This window comes from Bradyrhizobium sp. B097, from assembly GCF_038957035.1.
Classification (GTDB): Bacteria; Pseudomonadota; Alphaproteobacteria; order Rhizobiales; family Xanthobacteraceae; genus Bradyrhizobium.
In genome coordinates, this window is the sequence record NZ_CP152412.1 from 83,137 (window position 1) to 108,155 (window position 25,019).

General features: G+C 64.3%; 24 protein-coding genes and 1 tRNA gene. 17 read left to right on the plus strand and 8 right to left on the minus strand.

The annotated features are described in order from the left end of the window. Window positions 1-117: 117 nt before the first annotated feature. Window positions 118-2,685 carry a glycosyltransferase gene (locus AAFG07_RS00415; RefSeq protein ID WP_342725521.1) on the plus strand — a complete coding sequence of 856 codons (2,568 nt, stop codon included), beginning with the start codon at window positions 118-120 and terminating at the stop codon, window positions 2,683-2,685. Here AAFG07_RS00415 and AAFG07_RS00420 read toward each other — a convergent pair. Further along, window positions 2,682-3,749 carry a hypothetical protein gene (locus AAFG07_RS00420; protein WP_342725522.1) on the minus strand — a complete coding sequence of 356 codons (1,068 nt, stop codon included), beginning with the start codon at window positions 3,747-3,749 and terminating at the stop codon, window positions 2,682-2,684. The two genes, AAFG07_RS00415 and AAFG07_RS00420, sit on opposite strands and share 4 nt — an antisense overlap. Window positions 3,750-4,014: 265 nt before the next feature. Then, entirely contained in the window at window positions 4,015-4,653 is a 639-nt protein-coding gene (locus AAFG07_RS00425) for a carbonic anhydrase (RefSeq protein WP_342725523.1), read from the minus strand. Between the two features lie 177 nt (window positions 4,654-4,830). Here AAFG07_RS00425 and AAFG07_RS00430 point away from each other — a divergent pair, with 177 nt between their 5' ends. Beyond that, window positions 4,831-5,232, plus strand: coding sequence for a hypothetical protein (locus tag AAFG07_RS00430; RefSeq protein ID WP_342725524.1), 402 nt, complete (start codon window positions 4,831-4,833; stop codon window positions 5,230-5,232). Window positions 5,233-5,530: 298 nt separating this feature from the next. On the opposite strand, the gene AAFG07_RS00435 is transcribed toward AAFG07_RS00430, so the two are convergent. Further along, window positions 5,531-6,586 carry a polysaccharide deacetylase family protein gene (locus tag AAFG07_RS00435; protein WP_342725525.1) on the minus strand — a complete coding sequence of 352 codons (1,056 nt, stop codon included), beginning with the start codon at window positions 6,584-6,586 and terminating at the stop codon, window positions 5,531-5,533. 218 nt (window positions 6,587-6,804) lie between these two features. Here AAFG07_RS00435 and AAFG07_RS00440 point away from each other — a divergent pair, with 218 nt between their 5' ends. Continuing rightward, entirely contained in the window at window positions 6,805-7,095 is a 291-nt protein-coding gene (locus AAFG07_RS00440) for a hypothetical protein (RefSeq protein ID WP_342725526.1), read from the plus strand. Between the two features lie 162 nt (window positions 7,096-7,257). Then, window positions 7,258-7,473, plus strand: a complete 216-nt coding sequence (locus tag AAFG07_RS00445; RefSeq protein WP_092126426.1) for a cysteine rich repeat-containing protein — start codon at window positions 7,258-7,260, stop codon at window positions 7,471-7,473. Window positions 7,474-7,591: 118 nt separating this feature from the next. Here the strand turns inward: AAFG07_RS00445 and AAFG07_RS00450 are convergent, their stop codons facing one another. Then, on the minus strand, window positions 7,592-9,271 hold the full coding sequence (locus AAFG07_RS00450) for an MFS transporter (protein WP_342725527.1): 1,680 nt from the start codon (window positions 9,269-9,271) through the stop codon (window positions 7,592-7,594). 151 nt (window positions 9,272-9,422) lie between these two features. On the opposite strand from AAFG07_RS00450, the gene AAFG07_RS00455 reads away from it, so the two are divergent. The 7 genes from AAFG07_RS00455 (at window position 9,423) to AAFG07_RS00485 (ending at window position 17,524) form a co-directional block, all read left to right on the plus strand. Continuing rightward, window positions 9,423-10,814 carry a hydrolase gene (locus tag AAFG07_RS00455; RefSeq protein WP_342725528.1) on the plus strand — a complete coding sequence of 464 codons (1,392 nt, stop codon included), beginning with the start codon at window positions 9,423-9,425 and terminating at the stop codon, window positions 10,812-10,814. An 83-nt stretch (window positions 10,815-10,897) separates the two neighbouring features. Then, window positions 10,898-12,283, plus strand: a complete 1,386-nt coding sequence (locus AAFG07_RS00460; RefSeq protein WP_342725529.1) for a cytochrome P450 — start codon at window positions 10,898-10,900, stop codon at window positions 12,281-12,283. A gap of 143 nt (window positions 12,284-12,426) precedes the next feature. Next, entirely contained in the window at window positions 12,427-13,836 is a 1,410-nt protein-coding gene (locus AAFG07_RS00465; protein WP_342725530.1) for an adenylate/guanylate cyclase domain-containing protein, read from the plus strand. 298 nt (window positions 13,837-14,134) lie between these two features. Beyond that, complete coding sequence (locus tag AAFG07_RS00470; protein ID WP_092121262.1) at window positions 14,135-14,638, plus strand: TerB family tellurite resistance protein; 504 nt, start codon at window positions 14,135-14,137, stop codon at window positions 14,636-14,638. A 227-nt stretch (window positions 14,639-14,865) separates the two neighbouring features. Continuing rightward, the gene (locus tag AAFG07_RS00475) at window positions 14,866-15,645 is read left to right on the plus strand and encodes an SDR family oxidoreductase (protein ID WP_342725531.1); all 780 of its coding nucleotides are present in this window, start codon (window positions 14,866-14,868) and stop codon (window positions 15,643-15,645) included. A gap of 144 nt (window positions 15,646-15,789) precedes the next feature. Then, window positions 15,790-16,593 carry a glutamine amidotransferase gene (locus tag AAFG07_RS00480; protein WP_342725532.1) on the plus strand — a complete coding sequence of 268 codons (804 nt, stop codon included), beginning with the start codon at window positions 15,790-15,792 and terminating at the stop codon, window positions 16,591-16,593. Between the two features lie 121 nt (window positions 16,594-16,714). After that, window positions 16,715-17,524, plus strand: coding sequence for an enoyl-CoA hydratase (locus AAFG07_RS00485; RefSeq protein WP_342725533.1), 810 nt, complete (start codon window positions 16,715-16,717; stop codon window positions 17,522-17,524). Between the two features lie 116 nt (window positions 17,525-17,640). On the opposite strand, the gene AAFG07_RS00490 is transcribed toward AAFG07_RS00485, so the two are convergent. Next, window positions 17,641-17,716 (minus strand) — tRNA-Ala (locus AAFG07_RS00490). A gap of 295 nt (window positions 17,717-18,011) precedes the next feature. Here AAFG07_RS00490 and AAFG07_RS00495 point away from each other — a divergent pair. Genes AAFG07_RS00495 through folD form a run of 3 tightly spaced genes read left to right on the plus strand, consistent with a single transcriptional unit; the run spans window position 18,012 to window position 19,549 of the window. Further along, window positions 18,012-18,302 (plus strand): YggT family protein, encoded by a 291-nt coding sequence (locus tag AAFG07_RS00495; RefSeq protein WP_212320146.1) that lies wholly within the window; start codon window positions 18,012-18,014, stop codon window positions 18,300-18,302. Window positions 18,303-18,339: 37 nt separating this feature from the next. Further along, window positions 18,340-18,663: a DUF167 domain-containing protein gene (locus AAFG07_RS00500; RefSeq protein ID WP_092121274.1), complete on the plus strand. Its 324-nt coding sequence runs from the start codon at window positions 18,340-18,342 to the stop codon at window positions 18,661-18,663. A gap of 1 nt (window position 18,664) precedes the next feature. Beyond that, window positions 18,665-19,549, plus strand: coding sequence for a bifunctional methylenetetrahydrofolate dehydrogenase/methenyltetrahydrofolate cyclohydrolase FolD (gene folD, locus AAFG07_RS00505; protein ID WP_342725534.1), 885 nt, complete (start codon window positions 18,665-18,667; stop codon window positions 19,547-19,549). A 136-nt stretch (window positions 19,550-19,685) separates the two neighbouring features. Here the strand turns inward: folD and ppa are convergent, their stop codons facing one another. Both ppa and AAFG07_RS00515 read right to left on the minus strand, forming a co-directional pair. Next, entirely contained in the window at window positions 19,686-20,216 is a 531-nt protein-coding gene (gene ppa, locus AAFG07_RS00510) for an inorganic diphosphatase (protein WP_021078233.1), read from the minus strand. A gap of 164 nt (window positions 20,217-20,380) precedes the next feature. Beyond that, window positions 20,381-20,890: a GNAT family N-acetyltransferase gene (locus AAFG07_RS00515; protein ID WP_194457662.1), complete on the minus strand. Its 510-nt coding sequence runs from the start codon at window positions 20,888-20,890 to the stop codon at window positions 20,381-20,383. A gap of 373 nt (window positions 20,891-21,263) precedes the next feature. Here AAFG07_RS00515 and AAFG07_RS00520 point away from each other — a divergent pair, with 373 nt between their 5' ends. The 3 genes from AAFG07_RS00520 to AAFG07_RS00530 are packed head-to-tail and all read left to right on the plus strand — an operon-like array spanning window position 21,264 to window position 23,544. After that, a complete protein-coding gene (locus AAFG07_RS00520; RefSeq protein ID WP_342725535.1) occupies window positions 21,264-21,731 on the plus strand; it encodes a DUF2269 domain-containing protein in 468 nt (155 codons plus the stop codon). Window positions 21,732-21,748: 17 nt separating this feature from the next. Beyond that, a complete protein-coding gene (locus tag AAFG07_RS00525; RefSeq protein ID WP_342725536.1) occupies window positions 21,749-23,077 on the plus strand; it encodes an SDR family oxidoreductase in 1,329 nt (442 codons plus the stop codon). 59 nt (window positions 23,078-23,136) lie between these two features. Next, window positions 23,137-23,544, plus strand: coding sequence for a thiol-disulfide oxidoreductase DCC family protein (locus tag AAFG07_RS00530; protein WP_342725537.1), 408 nt, complete (start codon window positions 23,137-23,139; stop codon window positions 23,542-23,544). 91 nt (window positions 23,545-23,635) lie between these two features. Here the strand turns inward: AAFG07_RS00530 and AAFG07_RS00535 are convergent, their stop codons facing one another. Further along, window positions 23,636-24,883, minus strand: a complete 1,248-nt coding sequence (locus AAFG07_RS00535) for an NAD(P)/FAD-dependent oxidoreductase (RefSeq protein WP_342725538.1) — start codon at window positions 24,881-24,883, stop codon at window positions 23,636-23,638. Window positions 24,884-25,019: the final 136 nt, after the last annotated feature.

The following is a 25,019-nucleotide window of genomic DNA, read 5'->3' on the forward strand; positions in this document are numbered from 1 at the left end:
GATTGGTGAGATGAGACGCGACATGGAGCAGAATAACCGCGGCGGAATCGGTCTTCGTAGATTGGGCGTTTTCGCGCGGAAGACTTAATAACCAAAATACGTTGCCGGGGAGTGACGTTGGGACCGAAGAATCGCGATAGCGAATTTCAACTACAGCTTGCCTTCCTGAGGGAGTTCCAACGCGCCCATAATCGCCCGCTGCGCGTCCTGCATATCGGCAATATCGCGAACAACGCCTACAATAATGCCTTGATTCAGCGGCGCTTCGGAATCGAAGCGGATGTCATTTGCTATAACTACTATCACGTCATGGGTTGCCCGGAATGGGAGGCCGCAAGCTTCGACAGCAACATCGACAACATGTTCCCGGATTGGTGGGCGACCGAGTTGGGCGGTTGGCGGCGACCGGATTGGTTTGTGCAAGGCCCCGTTCTCGATTGCCTCTCGTACCTTCGTGCAAAGAACGCCGGCGACGGCGGAGCAGCCGCATTTTTCTGGACGCTGCTGCAGGCAAGATATTGGGAGATGCTTGATGGCATCGCCGCCGCAGAGAGCCGGGTCCGTCCACCGATGCCGGAGCATCTGGCAGACACAATTTCAATTGCGCGTGAGTTTCAGGACTTCCAGGCAAGCAAGGCAATTCCGCAGCCGCTCGATCAACCGACCAGCGTCCTGCCAGGGGCGACCATAGAGCCTGAGCCTACACTCTTCCCGATTTCGTCGGCCTCGTCAGAGCCGGCCTCGCCTGATCCGCAGCCTGTGCAAAGCCGATCTTCTGCCAACGAATATCCAGATTCCGAAGGACCAGGCCGCTTCGTATCAACCTATCGCTCCTTGCTGGCGAAGTACGTGTTTGTTCATTTGCGGCGTGAGGCGGAAACCGGCGTCGTCGACGGGGCGAGTCTGGCGGTCGCAATTTGGCGAAGCCAGAGACGCAGCCGCGGCTTGCCGCGCTTTGGCTTCGAGTTTCCAGCCGATGTCTTCACGATGCCGAATCCTGACACCGCGCCGCCGGCTGCAAGCAAAGGTAAGGAATATCGGACGTTCCGCGGCTCGCGGTCATCAAGTGCCAAGGGGCCAAGCCGCCTCGTATCAATCTATCGTTCCCTGCTAACGAAGTACGTATTTGTTCATTTGCAGCGTGAGGCGGAAACCGGCGTTGTCGCCGGGCCGAGCTTGGCGGTCGCAATCTGGCGAAGCCAGAGACGCAGCCGCGGCTTGCCGCGTTTTGGCTTCGAGTTTCCTGTTGGTGTCTTTACGGTGCCGAATCCCGACGCCGCGACGTCGGCTGCAAGCGAGAGCGATGAAGATGGGACGTTTCGCGATTTGCGGTCACCAAATCCCAAAGGGCCAGGCCGCCTCGTATCAATCTACCGTTCGCTGCTAACGAAGTATGTGTTTGTTCATTTGCAGCGTGAGGCGGAAACCGGCGTTGTCGACGGGTCGAGTGTAGCGGTCGCATTCTGGCGAAGTCAGAGACGCAGCCGCGGCCTGCCGCGCTTTGGCTTCGAGTTCCCAGCTGATGCCTTCACGATGCCGGATCCCGTCACCGCGACGCCGGCCGCAAGCAACAGCGCGGCCGCTGACGTCGGTTCATCAGGCATTGCCGTGGTGATCCAACCGGCCATCGTCGACCGCCCGGAGTTTCGCTATTTCGAAAAATACGGCAAGGGCGAGGATCGAAACGCCTCGCAACGTGCGGCACGTCTTGGTGACCTGCTGCGACAGTTCACGGACTATCCGGCAGAAGCCTTGGTCTTGGTTGAAGCCTTCGCATCCACCATTGCCAATGAATTCGCCGACGTATTGGAGCACTATGACATCATTCAGGGTTATTCGATCGACGGGTTCATTCCGTTCATCAACGGACTCAAGAATTACACATGTTACGAGCATGGCACGTTGCGCGAACTGCCTTTTGAGAAAACCTATAATGGCATTCTTTGTTCGGCGTCGTACAAGAATGCGGCTTTCTCCTTCGTGACCAACTCGGACGTGCTGCCGTCTGTGGCACGGCTGAAGTTGAATAGAGAGCGGACCGTTTATCTTCCGCATGCCTTCGACGATGAAAAGATTTCAAGCTTTCGAGCAGGCCTCAAGATTCCGAAGCGGGACCCCAAGGTCACCACATTCTTTAGCCCGACGCGACATCACTGGCACGCAGCACCTGTTTCGATGCAGAAAGGCAACGATCTTTTCTTGAGGGCGGCAGCGCAGGTTGCGCAAGCGGATCGCGATTTTCGCATCATCCTGGTCGAGTGGGGCGTTGACGTTTACCGAAGCAAGGAACTCATTCAGGAACTTCGAATCGAAGATATGGTTTCGTGGATACCGTCGTTGAACAAGGCGGAGCTTCGACAGCGGTACTGCTCGAGCGACGTCGTCGTCGATCAGTTCAGGATACCCGCAATCGGCGGCGTTACCTTTGAGGCAATGGCGCTCGGACGCCGCGTTATAACCAATCTTGATGAAACCCAATCAGCGGAGTTCTTTGGAGCGACGCCGCCTTGCCTGGTCGCCGACAGCATCGAGTCGTGCGCGGCCCGGATTCTCGAGGTTCTTGCTGATCCGCTGGACGGCAACGGCTGCGGCGATGCCGCGCGTCTGTGGTTTGAGAAATGTCATTCCGCGCAGCGCGTCGTCGCGCTTCAACTGGCCGCCTATCGAACGATTTGCGCCGCCTAGATCCGCGCCCCGCACAGTCCGCTCATGATCGCGATCGCGACCAGCGCGCCGGCCGCGAGCCCGGTTGCCCAGATACGGTTGGCAACCGCCGTGGCCACACCATGCGCGATCAGGACGCCGCGCAGTCCCGATGCGAGATGCGCGAGGACGAAGAACACGCCGAGTGCGTAGTGCGGCACCAGGCGGATGCTCCAGGCGTCGTGGATCAGGCCGGTCGGTGCGCCCGACGCCCAGTCCCAATTGGTGTCGATGTGGTGCACGGCCCGCGCCGAGACGAACGCGGAATTCAGATGGGTGACGATGAACGCCGCGAGGTAGACGCCGGAGCCGATCTGAAACACGCGGAATGCATCCGCCGGCCGTGAGCTCCAGCGCCAGGCGAGCCGTACCCCGACGACGACCTGGAACAGCATCAAAGCGACAAGCACCGGCTCGACCACGGACGATCGATAGACCGTGCGGCCCATCTTCATCACGGCGGCATGAACCTCGGGTCCAAGCAGGCCGAGCAGATGATTGGTGAGGTGAAACGCGACATAGAGAAGGATGACCGCCGCGGCGATGCCATGCGTGACACGCCATCCGGCAATGGACGGAGCAGTCGCGGCTGATACTGCCGGCCGCTCTTGCTCGCCGCCGAGCAGCACATAGAGACACGCGGCGAGCCAGCCCGCGACCCAGACGAGCTCGTCGCTGACATGGATATGCAGCAGTCCAAGACCGACGCCGGTCAACACGAACAGTGGCGGCGCACCGATGCTGAGATAGGCGAGCCGCCGGGCGCGCAGCTCGAACGAGGAAGGTGCTGGCTTGGTCATCCAATAGGCGCAGGCGAGACCCAGCAAGGGCGCGGCCGTTGCAGCCAGCAGAAGGAGTGCCGCCAGCGCCAGCCGCCCAAACGATATCGGACCGTTAGCGGGCGAGACCGCGAGATGAAATCCATCGAGCAGGAACGGATAGGCGATCGCGCCGGCGACCGGGATCGTTGAACGGAGCCTTTCGGCGACCGCATTCGCCAAGCCATCGTCGCCGGGCCGTGCGCGACCTTGTTCTAGTGCACTCACCGAGTTCTCCAGAGTTCAGGCATCGTGCGAAGGAGAGGGCCAAACCGACGGATCTATTCCCGGGTCACCATCCGCGGCGCAACACACAAGCTCGTGCTGTAGACGCCGGCGTGCACGGCAAATGATGTTGCGCCGAGACCGTGTCTCAAGGCGCATCATCGTACAGTGATACGGGCCCGCCGACAGGACCAGGTTCCAACAATCCGACTGGACCACCGACCCGTTGGCAGTACTGTCCTGCTGGCGTGATGGAAGACGCCTCCGATCACTCTTTCGCGTTGACAAGCGATTCAATGCGCCGCGATTGCGCGATGGCGTCGCCGAGATCCACGAACGCTGCAATATCTTGAGGTGCCGCCGCCAGACCGATCCCGTCGGCATCACCGGAACGCGGAGCCCATATCGTGCGGCTCTCCAGAAGATAGGCGCCGTATGCCGCTTCGATCCCGGTGTAGCCGTTGGTCCTCAGTTCTTCCTGGATCGAGTAGGCCGCCAGCGCGGCGTTGGTGACAATCGACGTCTCAATCAGGGCTTTTCGATACCCAGGGCGGTGCACGACACTTGGCCCGAACGCGGCGACCAGCTTTCTCTCGGAAGTCTGGACCACGACCAACGCACCGTCGAGAATGCTGCGGAGCGAACGCTTGGTCGCGAGCGGCAAGTATTCACGCGGATTCAGGAATACATCGACGGCTGTCGTAAGCGCGCCGCACCCGCTGTGGCCGAGTACGACGATGAGTTTGAGGCTGCCGCCAAGGTTCTCGACTGCGTATTTGAGGCTTCCAAGCACCTCTATTCCGAGGCCGTTGCCCGCGACGCGGACCACGAAGAGATCATTGGGTCCGAACGGAAACTGCAATCCTATTGAGCGATCCATCGGCAAGCCGCCGTTGATCCAGATCAAGACTGCTGCAAGGCGGGGACCGCGGTGATGCCCTGTCCAGGGCGCCGCCGAGGTGGGGCGCAGCTGCGGCTGATGATCACAGGGAGATGAATGCGGCACGCGATGGCTGCGTGAAGCAGCTCACACAGTCGTCTGGACGACCTGGCTAGTTTTCCGGCCACCAACGGGAGAACAACAATGCGCAAACTCATCCTGATCACGGCGATGGTTTTGGCTTCCGCTTGCGCGCAGGCCGGTGAACGAAGCCTGTCGTTGGGCGGGGCAGGGTCGCTGCCGGTCGCCGCGTCGAATTCGGTCAATGCTGCCGCTGTCGAGCCGCCACCGAAGCCGCCGGAAGCGCCAAAATATGTCGAGCGCGCCGCGCCTGTCGCGACGCCGGCTCCCACTCCGCAGGCCCAACCCACAGTGCAGCAGGCGCCACTGCAGCAGGCCAACGTCCAGCCGCAGGCGGCGCCCGACACCAGACCGGCAGGCGAGCAGCGGGCGCCCTCGCACAGGTCGGGCCACCGCCGCCACGCACGGCGCTGGACCGAGGGCCGCATCATCGGCGAGCTGCATCGCCACGGGATTTACTGGTAGCCACCAGTTCAATTTCGTCATGCCCGGGCAAGCGCGCGAGGGCGCGTCTTCAAGCAAAACCGCCCGGGCATCCCCGTCTTTGCCCAACGGGTCAAATTGCCTTGTCGAGCGCCGGCACCCGCCAGCTACTTTGCATGGGGTTGTTTTCGATATTTTGGTGGGACCCGCAGCTACCGGACGCGATGGCGCCACGCTCGAAGGCGCATAGGCAGAAGGTGGCTGCGATCAGAAAGCGAAAACGCCCCCGGATCGGATCCAGGGGCGCTTTGCGTTTGGCGTATTCAATGCGTGGGTTGTGCTAGTCGGCGATCGTCTGCACGACGTTGCCGATTGGCCGGCCCGTTGCGATCGGCTTCTCGGTCTTCGCCATCATCGCGTCGTATTCGGGCAGCGTCTCGATCTGGGTCTTGGCCTTCATCCAGACCACCTTGTAGCCGCCCGCCTTCAGTTTGCGCAGCAGCGTCGGCAGCGCCTGCGCGGTGTGCTTCTGCAAGTCATGCATCAGGATGATGCCCTTGTGCTCCTTGTCGAGCTTGGTCATCACGTTGTTGATGACTTCGTCGGAGCTCTTCGATTTGAAGTCGTTGGAGTCGACGTCGACCGAGAACATCGCGATGTTACGGGTGCCGAGATAGGCTGTGGTTGCCGGGGTGTGCGCCAGCGCCGGGAAGCGGAAGAACGGGGCGGGGTTGCTACCCAGCGCCAGCTTCACCGCGCTAAAGCCTTTCTCGATCTCGTCCTTGGCCTGCTGCTCGGTGAGCTTCTTGCTCGCCAGATGCGCATGCGACCAGGTGTGGGCGCCGATGGTGTGGCCGGCGGCGGCGACCTGGCGGAGGATGTCCGGGTGATAGGTGGTGTGCAGGCCGATCGGGAAGAACACCGCCTTGGTGCACTCGTCCGCCAGGGCTTTGAGCACGGCCGGCGTGGTCGGCCACGGACCGTCGTCGAAGGTCAGCACGACCTCATGGTCGGTCAGGAAGTCATATTGCTTGTACTGCAGGAAGCCGAAACCCGGGCCGCCAGTGGTGTCGACCACGACGGTGCGGCTGATGCCGAGCGCATCGGGATTGGCGCATCTGGGTGCGGCGGCAACCGGGGCCGGCGCCGGGGCGGGGGCAGCGGCCGGGGCTGCCGCCTGGGTGGCATCGGCGCGCTTCGACAGCGCGGCGGTCGTCTCGACATCGTCCCTGGTAGCCTGCTTTGCCGCTGCCGCAGGAAGCGCATCGGCCTTGGCTGCGGCAGTTGTCTGCGGAGGAGCCGCGTCGGCACGCGGGGAGGAGGTCCAGAACCACACACCGGCGATCACGATCGCCGCTACAACACTGGCCAGCATCAGGCCCAACGCACTACGCATCGCTACACTCTCTCGGAACTTAAGGATACGCCACACCCGTAACGAGCGATTAATGCCAACAAGGTCTTAACGCGATCCCAACACGGCGCCGGAAGGACAAGAAAAAGTGCGGCTTACGCGTGCGTGATGACCATCACAGTTGGTCAGCTCGCTCCCGTGCAGGATCGAACCCATCGAACAACGGGCCCCGCCATTTGCGGCGCCGATGGGAGCCGATCATGACCACCGTCTTCAAAAGTCAGGTTCTAGAGCGTGCAGTTCGCAGCGTCGGCGTCGCGCTGGCTTTTGCGGCCAGTTTTTCCGTGCTGTCGTCGACCGCGAGCTTTGCGTTCAGCGCCGAGGCGCAGCAGATGTGCTCGGGCGACGCGTTCCGCCTGTGCAGCGCGGAGATCCCGAACATCCCCAGGATCACGGCCTGCATGGTCAAGAATCGCTCCCAGCTGAGCAGCGGCTGCCGCGTGGTGCTGGATCGCGATCTCGCCGCCCAGCGCAGGGCCGCCGCGGAGTGATCTTGCGCGGCATCTGACGGGGCAGACCTGCGGCGACGAGACGCAGGCCGTCTCCGGATGGTCATCCCGGGGCGGAACCTGCCGCTTCGCCCTCGGTTTCAAGCTTCTTCGCGGCCCTGAAACGCTATAGAACCGGCGTTGCATTCCTTAGAGGCATTGAAGATGACCCGATTTCTATTCGCCGTCGTTCCACTGGTTCTGTTGACGTCGGCCGCCTCGGCACAGCAGCAGGGGCGTGATGCCTGCTCGCGCGACGCCTCGCGGTTCTGCCGCGCCCATCTCAGCGAGGGCGATCAGGTCGTGCTGGCCTGCCTGAAGGAGCATCGCAGCCGCCTCAGCAAGGCCTGCCAGCAGACGCTCATCGACAACGGGCAGTAGCTCCGATCACCGTCGTTCCGGGATGCGCGCAAGCGCAGACCCGGAACCCCGAGATTCCCCGATGCGCAATTGCGCATCTGGGGTTCATGCTTCGCATGCCCCGGAATGACGACTGAGACTACGTGCTGCTGCCCGCCGCCGTCGCGACCACCGGGATCACTTCCTTGGCGGCGCGGTCCGGGGTCTCGTCCTTCCAGCGCACCGAGCCGAACGGGCGCTCCAGCATCCGGCGCACCCGGATCGGGTCGGCGCCGATGTGGAAGTCGGCCGCCTTCTGGTGCAGCTCGCGCTCGATCTGGGTGGCGCGGTTGCGCTGGCGCAGGAAATCGAGCCAGGTCGGGCAATGATAGCGCTCGGTCCACAATTCGGGATCGGCGATGTCGCGTGCGATCGACCAGCCATAGGCGCCGTTGCGCTGGCGGCTCAGCTGCACGTCCTGCATCACATTGTGGAAGGCGCGGGCATTGTCCTGCGCCACCCGGTACTCGATCTCGACCACCAGCGGGCCGCTGCGCCCGGTCAGTTGCAGCCGCACCTCGGGATCGGCCAGCGTATCGGTGGCGTCCTCGTTGCGCGCGCCGACCGGCGGCATCCTGAGCCAGATGCCGAGCACCGGCGACAACAGCATCAGCCCGGCGGAGATCAACAGCGCCATCTCGACGCCGCCGAGGTCCGTGATGCGGCCCCAGCACCAGCTTCCGATCGCAATGCCGCCGGCGATCGAGGCCTGGAAGGCCGCCAGCGAACGGCCTGCGACCCAGCGCGGCGCCGACAGCTGCACGCCGATATTGAACAGCGCGATCGCAAGCATCCACACCGCGCCGGCAACCACCAGCGCGGCGGCGGTGAGCACCGGCTGCCTGCTCACGGCGACGATGGCGATCGCGACGCCCATCAGCAGCGCGCAGGTGCGCACCGCGGCTTCGCCGCTGAGCCGGCTGCGAATCTCGCTGATGTTGAGCGCGCCGATCACCGCGCCCATGCCGAAGGCGCCGAGCATGATGCCGTAGGTCTGCGCGCCGCCATGCAGCAGGTCACGCGCCACCAGCGGCATCAGCGCCGAGACCGAGCCGCCGATGATGCCGGTCACCATGGTGCGGGTCAGCACGATTCTGATCGACGGCGAATTGGTGATGTAGCGCACGCCGGAGACGATGGCGCGGTTCAGCCGCTCGCGCGGCAGCCGCGACGGCTCGCTGACGCGATTCCACAGGAACAGCACGGTCAGCAGCGGCAGATACAGCACGGCATTGGCGGCGAATGCCGCCACGGCGCCTGCGGACGCGACCACGATGCCGCCGATCGCCGGGCCGAAGCTGCGCGCGATGTTGTAGCTGATGCCGTTCAACGCGACCGCGGCGGGCAGCGTCTCCGACGGCACCTGCTCGCTGACCGAGGATTGCCAGGCCGGGCCGAACAGCGCCATGCCGCTGCCGACGACGAAGCACAGCGCAAGCAGGATGTTCGGCGTCACCAGACTGAGCCAGGCCAGCACCGTCAACGTGGTGGCGCCGGAGAGTGCGATCGCCAGCGACACCAGTGCCACGATGCGGCGGTCATGCATGTCGGCGATGGCGCCGGCCGGCATCGCGATCAGCATCACCGGCAGCATCAGCGCGGTCTGCACCAGCGCGACCTTGTCGGCCTCCGCGGTCATCTGGGTCATCGCCCAGGCGGCGCCGACGCCCTGGATCAGGATGCCGAGGTTGGAGAGCAGGCTGGCGAGCCAGATTCGCCTGAAGATTGAGTGCCGCAACGGCGCAGTGATACTGTCGGGTCGATCAGGCGGTGCGGTCATATCCGGTTCCGGTTGGCCTGCTATGGCTTGTTGAATGATTCCGGCTGCATCAACTGATGCCCGCCAAATGCGTGTCCTGTCCAGAGATTACGGTATCCTTGGCGGGTGTAGGACACAGCTAAAGCCCTGAAAGGGTTGGGGAAGGGGACAAATGGCGCTGTCGCGGCGGAGTATTTTGCAAGGAGCCGGCGCGCTGTCCCTGCTGGCGGGCCGTCTTGCCGTCCCGGCCCTGGCTCAGTCGGTCCTCGCTCAGTCGGTCCTGGCGCAGCCGGCGCCTGCCGGCGACATCCCGCCGATCCTGTTCGTGCATGGCAATGGCGATCACGCCGCGCTCTGGTTGACGACGCTCTGGCGGATGGAATCGAACGGCGTGCCGCGTGAGCGCATGGCCGTGATCAATTTCACCGATCCCTTGGCGCGCACCGACGACAAGGTCGAGCAGGCGGGCCGCTCCTCGACCGAGGACCAGCGCCGCGAGCTCGCCGAGGCGGTCAGGGAGCTGAAGCAGAAGAGCGGCGCCGCCCGCATCGCGCTGGTCGGAAATTCGCGCGGCGGCAATGCGATCCGCAACACCATCAAGAATGGCGGCGGCGGCGACATCAGCCACGCGGTGCTGTGCGGCACGCCCAATCACGGTGTGTATGCCTCGGACGACGGGCTCGGCAACGAGTTCAACGGGCGCGGTCCGTTCCTGCGCGGGCTGAACGACGGCGACAGCGAAGTGACTGCTGGCACCGCATTCCTGACCTTGCGCAGCGATGGCCTCGACAAATATGCCCAAGCCGACGGCCGCTTCATCGGCAAGCCGGGCACGCCGACCAACGTCACGGCCGAAGGTCCGGCGTTGAAAGGCGCGACCAATCTGGTGCTTGGTGCCGTGGATCATCGCGAGACCGCGTATCATCCGCGCGCCTTTCGCGAGATCTACAAATTCATCGCGGGGCACGAGCCGTCGCGGATCGAGATCGTGCCGGAGGCGGCGGTGAGGCTGAGCGGCCTCGTCACGGGCACGCCCGGCGGCGTGCCGACCAACCGGCCGGTGCCGGGTGCCACGGTCGACATCTATCGCGTGTCGGCGGAAACCGGCGAGCGCCTCAGTGGTCCGCTGCACAGTTCGCAGACCGGCGCCGACGGCCGTTGGGGACCAGCGCAGGTCGATCCGTCCTGGCCGCTCGAATTCGTGCTGACCTCGCCGGGTGCACTGACGACGCATATCTATCGCTCGCCGTTTCCGCGCTCCTCCGAGATCGTGCATCTGCGCGCGGCACGACCGCTGCTGCCTGCCGATGCCAGTGCGGGCGCCATCGTGCTGATGTCGCGGCCGCGCGGCTATTTCGGGCTACCGCGCGATATCGTGCTGTTCGACGGCAAGGAACCGGCCGATGTCAAATCCGGCGTGCCGACGGATGCCGTGACGACGTTGCGGCTCGCCGCGGCCGATGTCGGCCGTCCGGTGGCCGCGATCTTCAACGGGGAACGCATCGTGGCGCGGGCCTGGCCGGCGTCGGAGAATCGGATTGCAGTCGCCGAGCTGACTTATTAGGTCTGGTGCAGGGTCCGCGCGCCTTCATGGCGCCGGGATCGCATGGCCGGATCGGCCGTTGCGTGAGGCAGGAAGCGAGGACCATGAGCATAGCCGAAGTCTACGACATCACGGTCACGCGGCGTCCCCTGGTCCCGCCGGCGCCGCCGCGGGCCCCCGACGACATGGGTGCGTTCGAGCGGATGCGGGTGATGCGCAACTCGCCGATCGAGACCTGGGGCCAGCGCGCCTATGAGGACGACATCGTCCAGGGCCGCTTCCTCAACCACTCGAGCTTCATCCTCAACACGCCGGATGCGATCCGCCACGTGCTGGTCGACAATTACGAGAACTACACCCGCACGCCGGCCGGCCTTCGCGTGCTGCGCCCGATGCTGGGCGAGGGACTGCTGATCGCCGAGGGCCGTGCGTGGAAGCATCAGCGGCGTACGCTGGCGCCGGCGTTCACGCCGCGCGCGGTGACGACACTGGTGCCGTACATGATCGCGGCGGTCGACGAGACCATCGCCAAGCTGAAGGCCGCGAGCGGCGGCCCAGTCGATCTGCGCGAGGTCATGCAGCGCATGACGCTGGAGATCGCCGGCCGCACCATGTTCTCGTTCGGCATGGATCGCCACGGCGCCGCGCTGCGTGACTTCGTGATGGAGTACGGCGACACGCTGGCGCGGCCGCATATGCTCGACCTGGTGCTGCCCTTGAGCTGGCCGACCCTGCAGGATTTCCGGCGCGCCCGATTTCGCAAGCGCTGGACCGCGTTTGTCGGCCAGCTGATGGCCGAGCGTCGCGCTGCCGGCAAGGATGACAACGCGCCGGCCCGCGACCTGTTCGACCTGATGGGCGCCGCGCGCGATCCTGAAACCGGCGCGGCCTTCACCGACGCCCAGCTCGGTGACCAGGTCGCGACCATGATCCTGGCCGGCCATGAGACGACCGCGACCGCGCTGTTCTGGGCGCTCTATCTGCTGGCGCTCGATCCCGACACCCAGGAACAATTGGCAGCAGAAGTCAGGAGCGTGTCGACATTAGGCGCGCTCGACATCGAGCGGCTGAAATTCACCCGCGCCGTGATCGATGAAACCATGCGGCTTTATCCGCCGGCGTTCCTGATCGCGCGTGCGGCTGCCGGTCCCGATAGCATCGCGGGCCGTCCGGTCAGGGAGCATGACGTAATCCTGATCGCGCCGTGGCTGCTGCACCGGCACGAAAAGTTGTGGCGCGATCCTAACGCGTTCGTGCCGCAGCGTTTCATGACACAGACGCCGCCCGATCGCTTCGCCTATCTGCCGTTCGGGGTCGGCGCGCGGGTCTGTATCGGCGCGCATTTCGCGCTGGTCGAGGCGACGCTTGCGCTTGCGCGGATCATCGGCACGTTCCGCGTCGCGCTGGCGGACAAGGATCCGGTGCTTCCGATCGGCGTGGTGACGACACAGCCGAACCGCTCGCCGGTGTTCACGATCAAGCCGCGCTGACCTTGCGCGACGGTGTCGCAATGCTCATCTAAAGCGGGATAACTCTTCGTCGAATCGTCATCCCGCTCTATCTCTGTGTTTTGAGCATGATCTCTGCGGAAAACCGCTACACGCTTTTCCGGATCATCCTCTAGGGGCTCACCATGAGCGATACGCAAGCCCACTTCGCAGTCCTCAGGCAGACGACCGATCCGGCCGTCGTCGATGCCATGCAGCAGCTGATCGCGGACGGCCATGACCGCGAGCTCAATCGTATCAACGTTCTGGATTTCTCGCGCCGTACCGGGCTCGACCAGGAGAAGGTGATCTCCGGCTTCCTGCATGCTTCGCGGCTCGGCCTGTTCGACATGAGCTGGAACGTGCTGTGTCCGGGGTGTGGCGGCGTGCTCGACGCCCACACCACGCTGAAGTCGCTGCGCCATGACGACTACAATTGCGCGCTGTGCGCAGCCGGCTACGAGGCCTCCGTCGACGAGCTGGTCGAGGTTGCCTTCACCGTCAGCCCGCGGGTCCGTCACATCGCCGCGCACGAGCCGAACACGCTGCCGATCTGGGAATATTTCCGGCAGATGTTCTGGAGTTCCGGGATCGAGTTCGACGAGAGCGCGGTGTCGACCCTGATCAACGAGGTGACGCTGGAGGGGCTCGAGCTGCCGCCCGGCGAAAAGGCGATCCTGTCGCTCAATCTGCCCAATCAGTTCGTCATCGTGTTCGAGCCGGTGACGCATTCGGCGCACTTCTTTGCTGTCGAGGGCGAGCCGACTACCGAGCGCCAGCAGTTCTCGATCGCGTTCAACAAGTCTCATGCGCCGACCGGCACCTCGACGATGCGGCCGGGGCCCCTGCGGCTCTCGCTGGAGAATCACGCCGACGTTCGCGTGCTGCCGTCGGTGTGGATCGCGGGCGATCCGCTGCACAAATTGCTCGGCAAGCGCAAGCCGATCCTCACTGCGAAGCGGATGCTGTCGAACCAGACCTTCCGCGACGTGTTCAAGGCCGACAATCTCACTGTCGACCAGCGGCTGAAGATCACCGCGCTGACCTTCCTGTTCACTGATCTCAAAGGATCGACCGCGCTCTATGAGCGGGTCGGCGATCTCGCTGCGTTCGACCTGGTGCGCGCGCATTTCCACGCGCTGCTCGAGATCATCGCCTCCGAACACGGCGCAGTCGTGAAGACGATCGGCGATGCCGTGATGGCGACCTTCATCCGGCCCGAGCACGCATTGTCGGCGGGCCTGCGGATGCGGGCTGCGATGAAGCAGCTCAACACCGAGCGCGGCAAGGAAGATCTGATCGTGAAGATCGGCATCCATGAGGGGCCGTGCCTCGCGGTGACGCTGAACGAACGGCAGGATTATTTCGGCCAGACCGTAAATATCGCCGCACGGGTGCAGAGCCTGTCGACGTCACAGGAAATCCATTTGACTCAGCCGGTGATGGAAGCAGCGGAGGTCGCGGGCATCCTCGATCGCGCGGCGATCAAGCCGATCCAGAAGGAAGCGGCGCTGCGCGGCATTGCCGACAAGCTCGTGGTGTACGAGATACCGTAGTCCGGTGCGCTGTCATTCCGGGGCGATGCGACAGCATCGAACCCGGAATCTCGAGATTCTCGGTGCGCAATTGCGCACCTGAGGGTTCTCGCTTCGCGTGCCCCGGAATGACTCAAATTCACATTGCCGACACGTAATGCTTGCTGAAACGTAATGCCGCAGCGGGAACCCGCGCGGATTGCGCCGGTTCTGTTTCCACGCCATATAGATTTCAACAGCGCATGGTCCGGAAAAGTGCGTAGCGGTTCCGGACAGATGCTCAATCAAAGCCTCCAGGCTTCATCCCACAGAGAGAGCGATGCTCGACGGACTCCGCCAATTCATTGCCGATATCGTCTCCCCCGATGCCCAGGCTGACCGCGCCTTCGATGACGGCGACTACCGCCTGGCGGCGACCGCGCTATTGGTGCATGTCGTCTCGCTGGATGGTGAGCCAACGCCGGCCGAGACGCGCAAGCTGCACAGCCTGATCGAGAGCCGTTTCCAGCTCGATCCCGGCACCGCCGACAAGTTGATCGCCTCCGCCATGCGCGTTGAGGGCGAGGCCGTGGATCTCTATCACTTTACCAGTGTGATCATGCGCTCGGTGAATGAGGAGGGACGGCTGCGCATCGTCGAGATGATGTGGGAGCTGGTCTATGCCGACGGCCAGGTTAGCGAGTTCGAGGACAATGTGGTCTGGCGTGCTGCCGATCTGCTCGGCATTTCCTCGCGCGACCGCATCGATCTCAAGCACCGGGTCGCCGAGAAGCAGGCGGAGCTGCCAAAGGGCCCCTGGGGCACGGCAGACGCGGCAATCTGACACGGCTGCCTGCGCAGGCGGACGCCCCCCTGCCGGCGCTGCGCATGACGAAATTTTAATGTCCGCCGCGATTGTGGGCGATCCGACTGAAAATCGGTCGTTTCGTCACGAAACCAGCGGCCCCGCCGCTATCCACAAGCCCATACGCGGCTTGCGTCACACCGCATCCCTATGCTCTCGTCGCCCCGTTGGGGACCTCACTAGAATTTGCAGTAAGAGTTTGAAACGTGACTGAGCGTGTGACGCTGATAACCGGGGCATCGGCGGGCATAGGCACCGAACTGGCGCGCGTGTTTGCATCGAATGGTCACCGCGTGGCGCTGGTGGCGCGGCGCGCCGATCGCCTGAAGACGCTTGCCGACGAGCTCGAGGCCAAGGGCGGCGCGGCGCCGATCGTGATTGCCTGCGATCTGCAGCAGACCGATGCCGGCGAGCGGATCGCGCAGGCCCTGACCGATGCCGGGGTCGAGGTCGAATATCTCGTCAATAATGCCGGCTTCGGCCTGTTCGGCCTCGCGATCGAGCGCGACCGCGCCGAGCAGCTCAATATCATCAACCTCAATATCCGCGCGCTGACCGACCTGACGCTGCGCTTTGCCGATCAGCTGATCCGCAACCGCGGCGGCATCCTCAATCTCGGCTCGATCGCCGGATTCCTGCCGGGCCCCGGCATGGCCGTGTACTATGCCAGCAAGGCCTATGTGCTCTCGTTCTCCGAGGCGTTGCGTTGTGAACTGGCACCGAAGGGCGTGCGCGTCACCGTGGTTTGCCCGGGTCCCGTGCCGTCCGAATTCCAGGACCGCGCCGGCTTTGCCCCCGGATTCGATTCCGCCATCCTCAACGTCGCGCCGGCCGAGGTCGCCCGCCAGGCCTATCGCGGCCTGATGGCCAACAAGCGCGCCGTGCTGCCCGGCGCCTTCATCAAAATGGTGCCGTTCCTGCTCCGGCTGTTTCCGCGCTCCTTCATCCTGACCGCGGTCGGCGGATTTCAGCTCCGCAAGCGCTAGCCTCACCCGAAAAAGCCCGTTCATCGCCGTTAGGCCTGTTTCTGGCCCGCGATTTGCTTCGCATGGGTGTGCGCAAACTCACACGATGTTAACGACCACTTAGCTATGATCGTACCTTACGTGCCGAAACTTTAAGCAGAGGCAATGTTGTTCCGGTCTGACCAAAGCCGTGTCGTGGTGCCCTTCGCGAGCCGAAGGCCGGCCGCGGTCACGCCGGCGGACCAGGCGTCGCTGCGGCCGGTGCTGGTGGTCCTGCATCAGGAGACATCGACCCCCGGCCGGATCGGCAACGCCCTGCGCGCGCTGGGCTACCCGCTCGATATCCGCCGCCCGCGCTTCGGCGATGCGCTGCCCGACACGCTCGAGGCGCATGCCGGCGCGGTGATCTTCGGCGGTCCGATGAGCGCCAACGATCCCGACGACTATGTGCGACGCGAGATCGACTGGATTTCAGTGCCGCTGCGCGAGCAACGTCCGTTTCTCGGCATCTGCCTCGGTGCGCAAATGCTGGCGCGGCAACTCGGCGCCAAGGTCGCGCCGCATCCGCAAGGCCGCGTCGAGGTCGGTTATTACCCGGTGCGGCCGACCGAGGCCGGCCGCGCGTTGTGCCCGGACTGGCCGGCGCGGGTCTATCACTGGCATGGCGAGGGCTTTCAATTGCCCGCGGGTGCGGACCTGCTCGCGGCGGGCGATGATTTCCCGGTGCAGGCGTTCCAGTTCGGCAACGCCTTCGGTCTGCAATTTCATCCCGACGTGACCTACGCGATGATGCATCGCTGGACCACGCGCGGTTGCGCGCGGATGGATTCGCCGGGCGCGCAGCCGGGTCATCTGCACTTCGCCGAGCGCGCCGTGCACGATGCCGCCGAGCGCGCCTGGCTGAAGCATTTCATCGACGGCTGGATCGCGCGCGTGCCGCGGCCGGTGATGCTGCAGGCCGCGGAATAGCCGCCGCGCGGAATTTCGCGCCGCCTTTTCATTTGTAGGGATGTGCTAGTCTTGCCGCGGCTGCCGCGCGCGGCCCGCATCGCCGCGCGTATCAATAACAACGAGGCACAGGGAGATCGTCGTGAGCTACGAACACATCCTCTATGAGGTCAGCGACAGGATCGCGACCATCACGCTCAACCGCCCCGACCGCATGAATGCGTGGACCGCGATCATGGAGCGCGACGTGCGCCACGCGATGGAGACGGCGGCCAATGACGACAATGTTCGCGTCATCGTGCTGACCGGCGCGGGCCGCGGCTTCTGCGCCGGCGCCGACATGGAAGCGTTGAAGGGGATCGATCCGAACGAGGTCAGGCGCGGCGAGAACATTCCGTTCGATATGAACCGCCGTGCCGACTGGCAGACGCGCTACGCCTACTACCCCGCCATCAAGAAACCCGTGATCGCCATGCTCAACGGTGCCACCGCCGGCATCGGCCTGGTCCACGCGCTGTATTGCGACCTGCGCTTCGCGGCCGACAGCGCAGTGTTCACCACCGCCTTCGCGCGGCGCGGCCTGATCGCCGAGCACGGCATCAGCTGGATGCTGCCGCGCATCGTCGGTCACGCCAACGCGCTCGATCTGTTGATGTCGGCGCGGCGCGTGTCGGCTGCGGAGGCGCTGCGCATCGGCCTCGTCAACCGGCTCTCTGCGCCGGAGAAGCTGCGCGAGGAAACCTATGCCTATGCCCGCGATCTCGCCGATTTCGTCTCGCCGAGCGCGATCGCCGTCATCAAGCGCCAGGTCTACGACGTGCCGTTCCAGTCGCTCGCCGAAGCCACCATCGACGCCAACCGCGAAATGCTGATCGCGCTCAAGGGTAACGATTTCAGGGAAGGCGTCGCGAGTTTTGTCGAGAAGCGCCCGCCAAGGTTTACGGGGACGTGAGGGGAGGGGGCCGGGGACGATAAGGTCCGTCTTCGCCCTTTGGGCTTCGCCGGACACCACGCTTCACCCTTCGGGCTCTGCGCGGCTGCGCCACGCGTAGCCCGAAGGGCGAAGCGTGGTGGAGCCAGGCGGGATCGAACCGCCGACCTCGTCATTGCGAACGACGCGCTCTCCCAGCTGAGCTATGGCCCCATTGCGGCCGGGTGTTGCTGAGTATCCCGGCCGTCAGTCGGGCGCCATTTACAGTCCCGCCCAAGGTCAAGTCAAGAACGGTGAAACAACGGTTTTCGGCCGTCCCGCCGGGAACTTCCCTTGTTTGCGGGGGGATGAACCGATATTTAGAGCATGATCTGGACCCGGCGGGCTGCGCCAGCGAAAGTACGTAGCGGTTTTCCGAGAAGATCCTGCTCAAACGAGAAGCGCGCTGGCGGTTCAGTCCGGTCTCGTAGCGCTTCACCTGGTCGTCCCACCCGCGAGCCCCCATCAAATGCGCGCTGTTCTCGACATCGTCATCATCGTCCTCGACCTCTATGTCTGGCTCTTGATCGCCTCCGCCATCCTGTCCTGGCTGATCGCCTTCAATGTGGTCAACACGCGCAACCAGTTCGTCTCCGCGGTGGCCGAGTTCCTGTACCGGATCACCGAGCCGGTGCTGCGGCCGATTCGCAACGTGATGCCGAATCTGGGCGGGCTCGATATCTCGCCGATCATCGTGATCCTGATCATCATGTTCATCCAGCGGGTGATCGCCTATTACATCTACCCCAACGTGATCTGATCCCTCGCGATCGACCCTTGCTGATGGAGCCCTGGCGATGGATCCTTGGCGCTATTCCACCGGGGGCATCAGCATCGCGTTGCGCGTGACGCCGCGCGGCGGCCGCGACGACATCGACGGGATCGAGACGCTGGCCAACGGCCGCTCGGTGGTGAAGGTGCGGGTGCGCGCCATTGCCGAAGGCGGCGAGGCCAACCGTGCGGTGACCGAGCTGCTGGCCAAGGCGCTCGGCGTGCCCAAGGCCAGGGTGAAGCTGTTGTCCGGCGCCACCTCCCGGCTGAAGCAGGTGGCGGTCGACGGCGACCCGAAAGGGCTTGGCGAAACGCTGAGGAAGCTGACCAAGCAGGAAACAAGGGACTGACATGACTGCCCGCATCATCGACGGAAAAGCCATCGCCGCCGAACTTCGCGCCCGCGTCGCCGACGAGGTCGCCCGCGTCAAGCGCGACCATGCGCTCACGCCGGGGCTCGCCGTCGTGCTGGTCGGCCATGATCCGGCGAGCGAGGTCTACGTCCGCAGCAAGCACACCCAGACCCAGGCAGCCGGCATGGCCTCGTTCGAGCACAAGCTGCCGGAGGACGTGTCGCAGGCCGATCTCTTGGCGCTGATCGCACAGCTCAACCGCGATCCGAAGGTGCATGGCATCCTGGTGCAGCTGCCGCTGCCGAAATCGCTGCACACCGAGACCATCATCAATGCGATCGACCCGGCGAAGGACGTCGATGGCCTGCATCCGAACAATGCCGGCCGGCTCGCCGGCGGCCTTGCCGCGCTGTCGCCCTGCACGCCGCTCGGCTGCATCATCCTGACCAAGAGCGTGCACCCCTCGCTCGAGGGCATGAACGCGATCGTGATCGGCCGCTCCAATCTGGTCGGCCGTCCGCTGGTGCAATTGCTGCTGAACGAGAACGCGACGGTGACGATCGCGCATTCGCGCTCGCGCGATCTGCCGAAGCTCTGCGCCCAGGCCGATCTGGTCTATGCCGCGGTCGGCAAGCCCGAGATGGTGCGCGGCGACTGGCTGAAGCCGGGCGCGACCGTGATCGATGTCGGGATCAACCGCATTCCGGTTACCGGCGGCAAGCCGAAGCTGGTCGGCGATGTCGCATTCCAGGAAGCACTCAACGTCGCCGGCGCGATCACGCCGGTGCCTGGTGGCGTCGGGCAGATGACGGTGGCGTGCCTGTTGGTCAACACGCTGCGCGCCGCCTGCGCGATTGCCGGCCTGCCGACGCCGGCGGTGTGAGCAAGCGCAAAGATCTCTAGGCCGTCATTGCGAGCGAAGCGAAGCAATCCATCGCGCAGCATTCGCGGAACTATGGATTGCTTCGTCGCTACGCTCCTCGCAATGACGGAGAAGGCGGAAGGACTTCAGTCCTTCCCTATTTCTTCTTCGCGCGCTCGATGCCTTCGAGGATCAGCTTGCGGGCTTCGTCGGCGTCGCCCCAGCGCAGCACCTTCACCCACTTGCCCTTCTCGAGATCCTTGTAGTGCTCGAAGAAGTGCTGGATCTGCTGCAGCGTGATGTCGGGCAGGTCGCTGTAGTTGTGCACCTTGTCGTAGCGCTGGGTCAGCTTCGACGACGGCACTGCGATGATCTTCTCGTCGCCGCCGGCCTCGTCTTCCATCAGCAGCACGCCGACCACGCGGACGCTCATCACGGCGCCCGGCACGATCGCGCGGGTGTTGACGATCAGCACGTCGCAGGGATCGCCGTCGCCCGACAGCGTGTGCGGGATGAAGCCGTAATTGCCGGGGTAGCGCATCGGCGTGTAGAGGAAACGGTCCACCACCAGTGTGCCGGCCTCCTTGTCCATCTCGTACTTGATGGGCTCGCCGCCGACGGCAACCTCGATGATGACGTTGACGTCGTGGGGCGGATTTTTTCCGATCGATATGGCGTCGATACGCATGGATTGCTCCGCGTGGCCTTTGGAAGTTGTGAACGATGTGATTTTTTGCTTGGCGCCGCCAGGCCGCGAAACAGCATCAGACCCGGCCTTGGGGCCGGGCTGGCCGTCGCGCGCAAACGCTCAGGCTGTTTAGCCTTGCTGCAGCTGCGAGAGAAGCAGGATTTTCAGTTGCTCCAGGCGAAAGCGACCTTGTCGAGCGACTTCGGCCCGAACCGCTCCGAGGAGCGCGCCACCATGCGGCCGCCCAGTGCGCGGTAAAACTCGGTCGCCGGCTCGTTGTCGGAGAGCGCCCAGATCACCATGGTCTTCAGGCCGCTCTGCAGGAGGTCGCGGCGGGCTGCGGCGAACAGGCGCCGACCGAAGCCGAGGCCCTGGAATTCCGGCCGCAGGTAGAGCTCGTAGATCTCGCCTTCGAAATGCAGGCTGCGGGCGCGGTTGCGGCCGTAATTGGCGTAGCCCGCGATCCGGTCGCCGAACACCAGCACGCTGACGCGGCTGCCCTTGCGGATGGCGCTGTCCCACCACTGCGGGCCACGGCGATTGATCAGCTTTTCGAGTTCGGCGCCGGGGATGATTCCCTGATACGCCGAGCGCCAGGCTTCGTCATGGGTAGACGCCACCGAGGCTGCGTCTGCAGCTTTGGCCGGCCGGACCTCGATTAGCGTTGTGCTCATGCATGTAATCAAAGCAAGTCGGAGGGCCGCCTTCAAGGTCCATCGTTAATTATCGGTTAACCTGTGGATTTTTTGCATCAGTGTCATGAAAACTTGTACCGAAAGAGGACACTCGCCGGGCTCAAGCGACCGATCGCCGATCCTGGCCTGTGCAAAGCGTGGATCGCGAGCGCTGGATGACAATGCCGCAGATCGGGAAAAGGCCGTTCGGAGCTGATTCGCCGCGGGAATTTTGCGAGCGAATCCAGTCGCAACGTGGTTGCGTCGCGCGTTCTGCGGCCGCGCCGCCGCAGTGGATTTCCGCGCGTACCCGGCCTATGGCTGCGGCGGTATTGTTGCGCGCCGGGACCGGCCTGATCGCGAGCGGACTGCGATGACGCTCTACTTCCTGATCAAATATCTGCATGTGCTCGGCGCCATCGTGATCCTCGGCACCGGGACCGGCATCGCCTTCTTCATGCTGGCGGCGCATCGCACGCATGATGCGGCCTTCATCGCGCGCACGGCGTCGACCGTCGTGATCGCGGACATGATCTTCACGCTGAGCGCCGTGCTGCTGCAGCCGGTGAGCGGCGGACTGCTCATGATGCTGTCGGCCACAAGCCTGACCGAACGCTGGCTGTTGGTTTCGCTGGCGCTCTACGCGCTGGCCGGCGCGTTCTGGGTTCCCGTCATCTTCATGCAGATGGAGATGCGCGACCTCGCGCAGGCGGCCGCCGAGAAAGGTCTTCCGCTGCCGCCGCGCTACGATGCGCTGTTTCGCCGTTGGTTCCTGTTCGGGATTCCCGGCTTCGGGTCGGTGATGATCGTCCTGTGGCTGATGATCGCGAAGCCATTTTAGAGCATGATCCTGTCCCCATGAGTGACGACGCATCACACAACATCCTCGTGATCGGCGCGTCGGGATTGATCGGGCGCACCATCACCGACGATCTGAGGGCGCGCGGCTTTCATGTGATCGGGATCGCGCGGCATTTCACGCCTGCACAAAAGATGAGCGCGGCCGACCTCGAGCTTCCCGTGATGTCGATGGATGCCGCGGCGCTGACGCAACTGCTTCGCGCGTACGAGGCGAACATTGTCGTCAATTGCCTCGGCGTTTTGCAGGATGGTCCGGGCAGCGACACCCGCGCGGTGCATCGCGACTTCGTGGCGCGGCTGTTGCAGGCTGTCAGCGACAGCCACCGCGCCATCCGTCTCGTGCACATCTCGATTCCCGGCACCGCCAACGAGGATCGCACGGCCTTCAGCACCACCAAGCGCGAGGCCGAACGGCTGATCGCCGCGTCCGGCATCGCCTACGCGATCCTGCGCCCGGGCTTTGTCATCGCGCCATCGGCATATGGCGGCAGCGCCATGCTGCGCGCGCTGGCGGCGCTGCCGGTCGATTTGCCGGCCGACGAGGCCGCGACGCCGTTCCAGCCGGTTGCGGTCGAGGATATCGCGGCGACCATCGCATGGCTCGCGGCGCGCGATGTCGCCGATGAAGCGGTGCGATCGGTGACATGGGATCTGATGCAGCCGCAACCGATCGTGCTCGGCGGCGTCATCGCCCAGTTCCGCTGGTCGTTCGGCACAACGAAATATGTCCGCCTTCCGACGCCGTCGTTCCTGATCGATCTCGGCGCCCGTCTCGGCGATCTTACAAGCCGCCTCGGCTGGATGCCACCGCTGCGCTCCAATGCGATCGCCGAATTGCGCCGCGGCGTCACCGGCGATCCCACAGCCTGGATGACCGCGACCGGCATCGTGCCGAAGACCATCGCGCAAGCCGTCGGCGGCCGCCCGGCGACCATCCAGGACAAATGGTTCGCGCGGCTGTTCCTGATCAAGGCGCTGATCTTCGCAAGCCTCGTGCTGTTCTGGGTCGCGTCCGGCTTCATTGCGCTGGTCATCTCTTACCACGCCGCGGCCGGCATGCTGAGCGCGCATCATTTCCCGCCTGCCTTGATCGGACCGGTGACGGTCTTGACCAGCCTGATGGACATGAGCATCGGTGTGCTGATCGCCTTCCGCCGCACCGCGGCGTTCGGTCTTGTTGCAGGCATCATCGCCTCGCTCGGCTACATGGCCGGATCGGCGATCCTGACGCCCGATCTCTGGATCGAGCCGCTCGGCGCGCTGGTGAAGACCGGGCCTGCAATCGTGCTGATGCTGGTCGCGTTGCTGATGTTGGATAACCGATAGCGTTTTCGAGCGAAGTGGGAACCGGTTCGCGTGAAGAAAACGCGTCGAAGGAAATCAAGATGAGCAAGTGGCCGGATGACGACGTGATCCTCTACGACGGCGTCTGCATCTTCTGCTCACGCTGGGTTCGCTTCGTCATCGCCCGCGACACAACGCGCCGCTTTCGCTTCACGCCGATCCAGTCCGACTACGGCACGCGGCTGGCAAAGACTTTCGGCATCGACCCCGACGATCCCGACACCAACGCCGTAGTCCATGGCGGCATCGCCTGGATGAAGTCGGACGCCGCACTGACGGTGCTGAGTCATCTGCCCGGCTGGGGATGGACCCGCGTGCTGTTTAAGGTCCCGAAGCCGCTGCGCGACGCGGTCTACAGCCTCATCGCGCGCAACCGCTACAAGATCTTCGGGAAGTACGAGACGTGTTTCGTGCCGGATGCCGACATGCGGGCGAGGGTGTTGGAATAGTTTCCGCCGTCATTGCGAGCGGAGCGAAGCAATCCATCTCTCCGCCTGTGGCAGTATGGATTGCTTCGCTCCGCTCGCAATGACGATGCTGCTATTTGCGCGTCAACTCAGCCACCACTTCCCTCGCCGCCCTCTCCCCGCTGTCCCGCGCGCCATGCGCAGTCGAGAAGAAATGCGGCGAGGTGGCTTCGCCGGCGAAGAACAGCCGGCCGTCGACCGGTGCGGCCAGCACGGCGCGCTTGTCGGCGTGACCGGGCAGAGCGTGCGAGTAGGAGCCGCGGGCGAACCGGTCGTGCGCCCAGCGGGATTCGCTGAGCGGCTTCAGCTTGCGACGGAAATCGTTGCCGAGAAAGGAAACGATCTCGTCGATGCTGTGGGCGGCGATCGCGCCGTCGCCGGCATCTTCGAGCTCTCGCGCAAAACGTCCGCCGAAGAAGCCTTCGATGCAGGGCTGGCCGAACGGGCGGATGTGATAGGTGCCCATCTCGGTGCGCATGGTGGCGCCGCGCAGGTTGCCTTCCTTGGGCAGCGCCTCGGGCTCGGCGAGTGCCAGCGTCACCTTGTCGGCAAGGCCGAGCGGCAGGCTGCGCGCGGCATCGAGCTTGTCGGGCAACGCCGGCGAAAAGCGGATCGCCTCGTCGCCGATCAGATTGGTCGGCACGGTGACGATCACCTTGTCCGCCTCCAGTGTGCCGCGCGATGTCTCGATGCGCAGGCGCTTGCCGGAGTGATCGATCAGCCGGACCTCGCAGTTCAGCGCGACCGATACTTGTTCGCCATAGGCCGCGACCAGCGCGCCATAGCCGCGCTTGACGCGCCAATTGACGTTGCTGTCCTCATAGGCGTCGAAGTCGAGGATCGAGAGCTGGTCGAGCTCGCAGCCGTTCACATAGGTCGAGATCGCATCGATCATCGGGTTCCAGCGGTTGCCGGGCTCGAGATAGCGATCGGCGGATGCGTCCATGCCGCCGTGCGCGGCCTGCTCGATGCGATCGTAGAACTGGTCGAGCGCAAGCATGAACGCGTCGCGGTCAGCCTGCGGGAATGCCTTGCCATATGCGCGCTCGCGCCACGGCGGCAGGTCCTTGTTGAGCTCGAAGCCGAGCTGCTGGGCGATGCCGACGAAGCTGTTCTGGTCGGCCGAGTGCAGCCAGCCGCAGCCGACGTCGAACACCACGTCAGGCGCGGCCTGGATCGTATGCGCGCGGCCGCCGAGGCGGTCGCGGGCTTCCAGAACGATGCTGGAAAGGCCGGTGCCCTTCAGCGCATGCGCGGCGCCGAGGCCCGCAGCGCCGGCGCCGATGACGGCAACATCGACCGTGGAGGGAAGGGAACTCATGTCCCGGCTCTAGCACGTCTGGAAAGACGCCTGAAGTCACCACGCGCATAACTGTTATCACCCGTGAATGCGGGTGATCCAGTATTGCCGAGACGGCGATGATAGAGCCGATAGGCCGCGGCGTACTGGGTGCCCC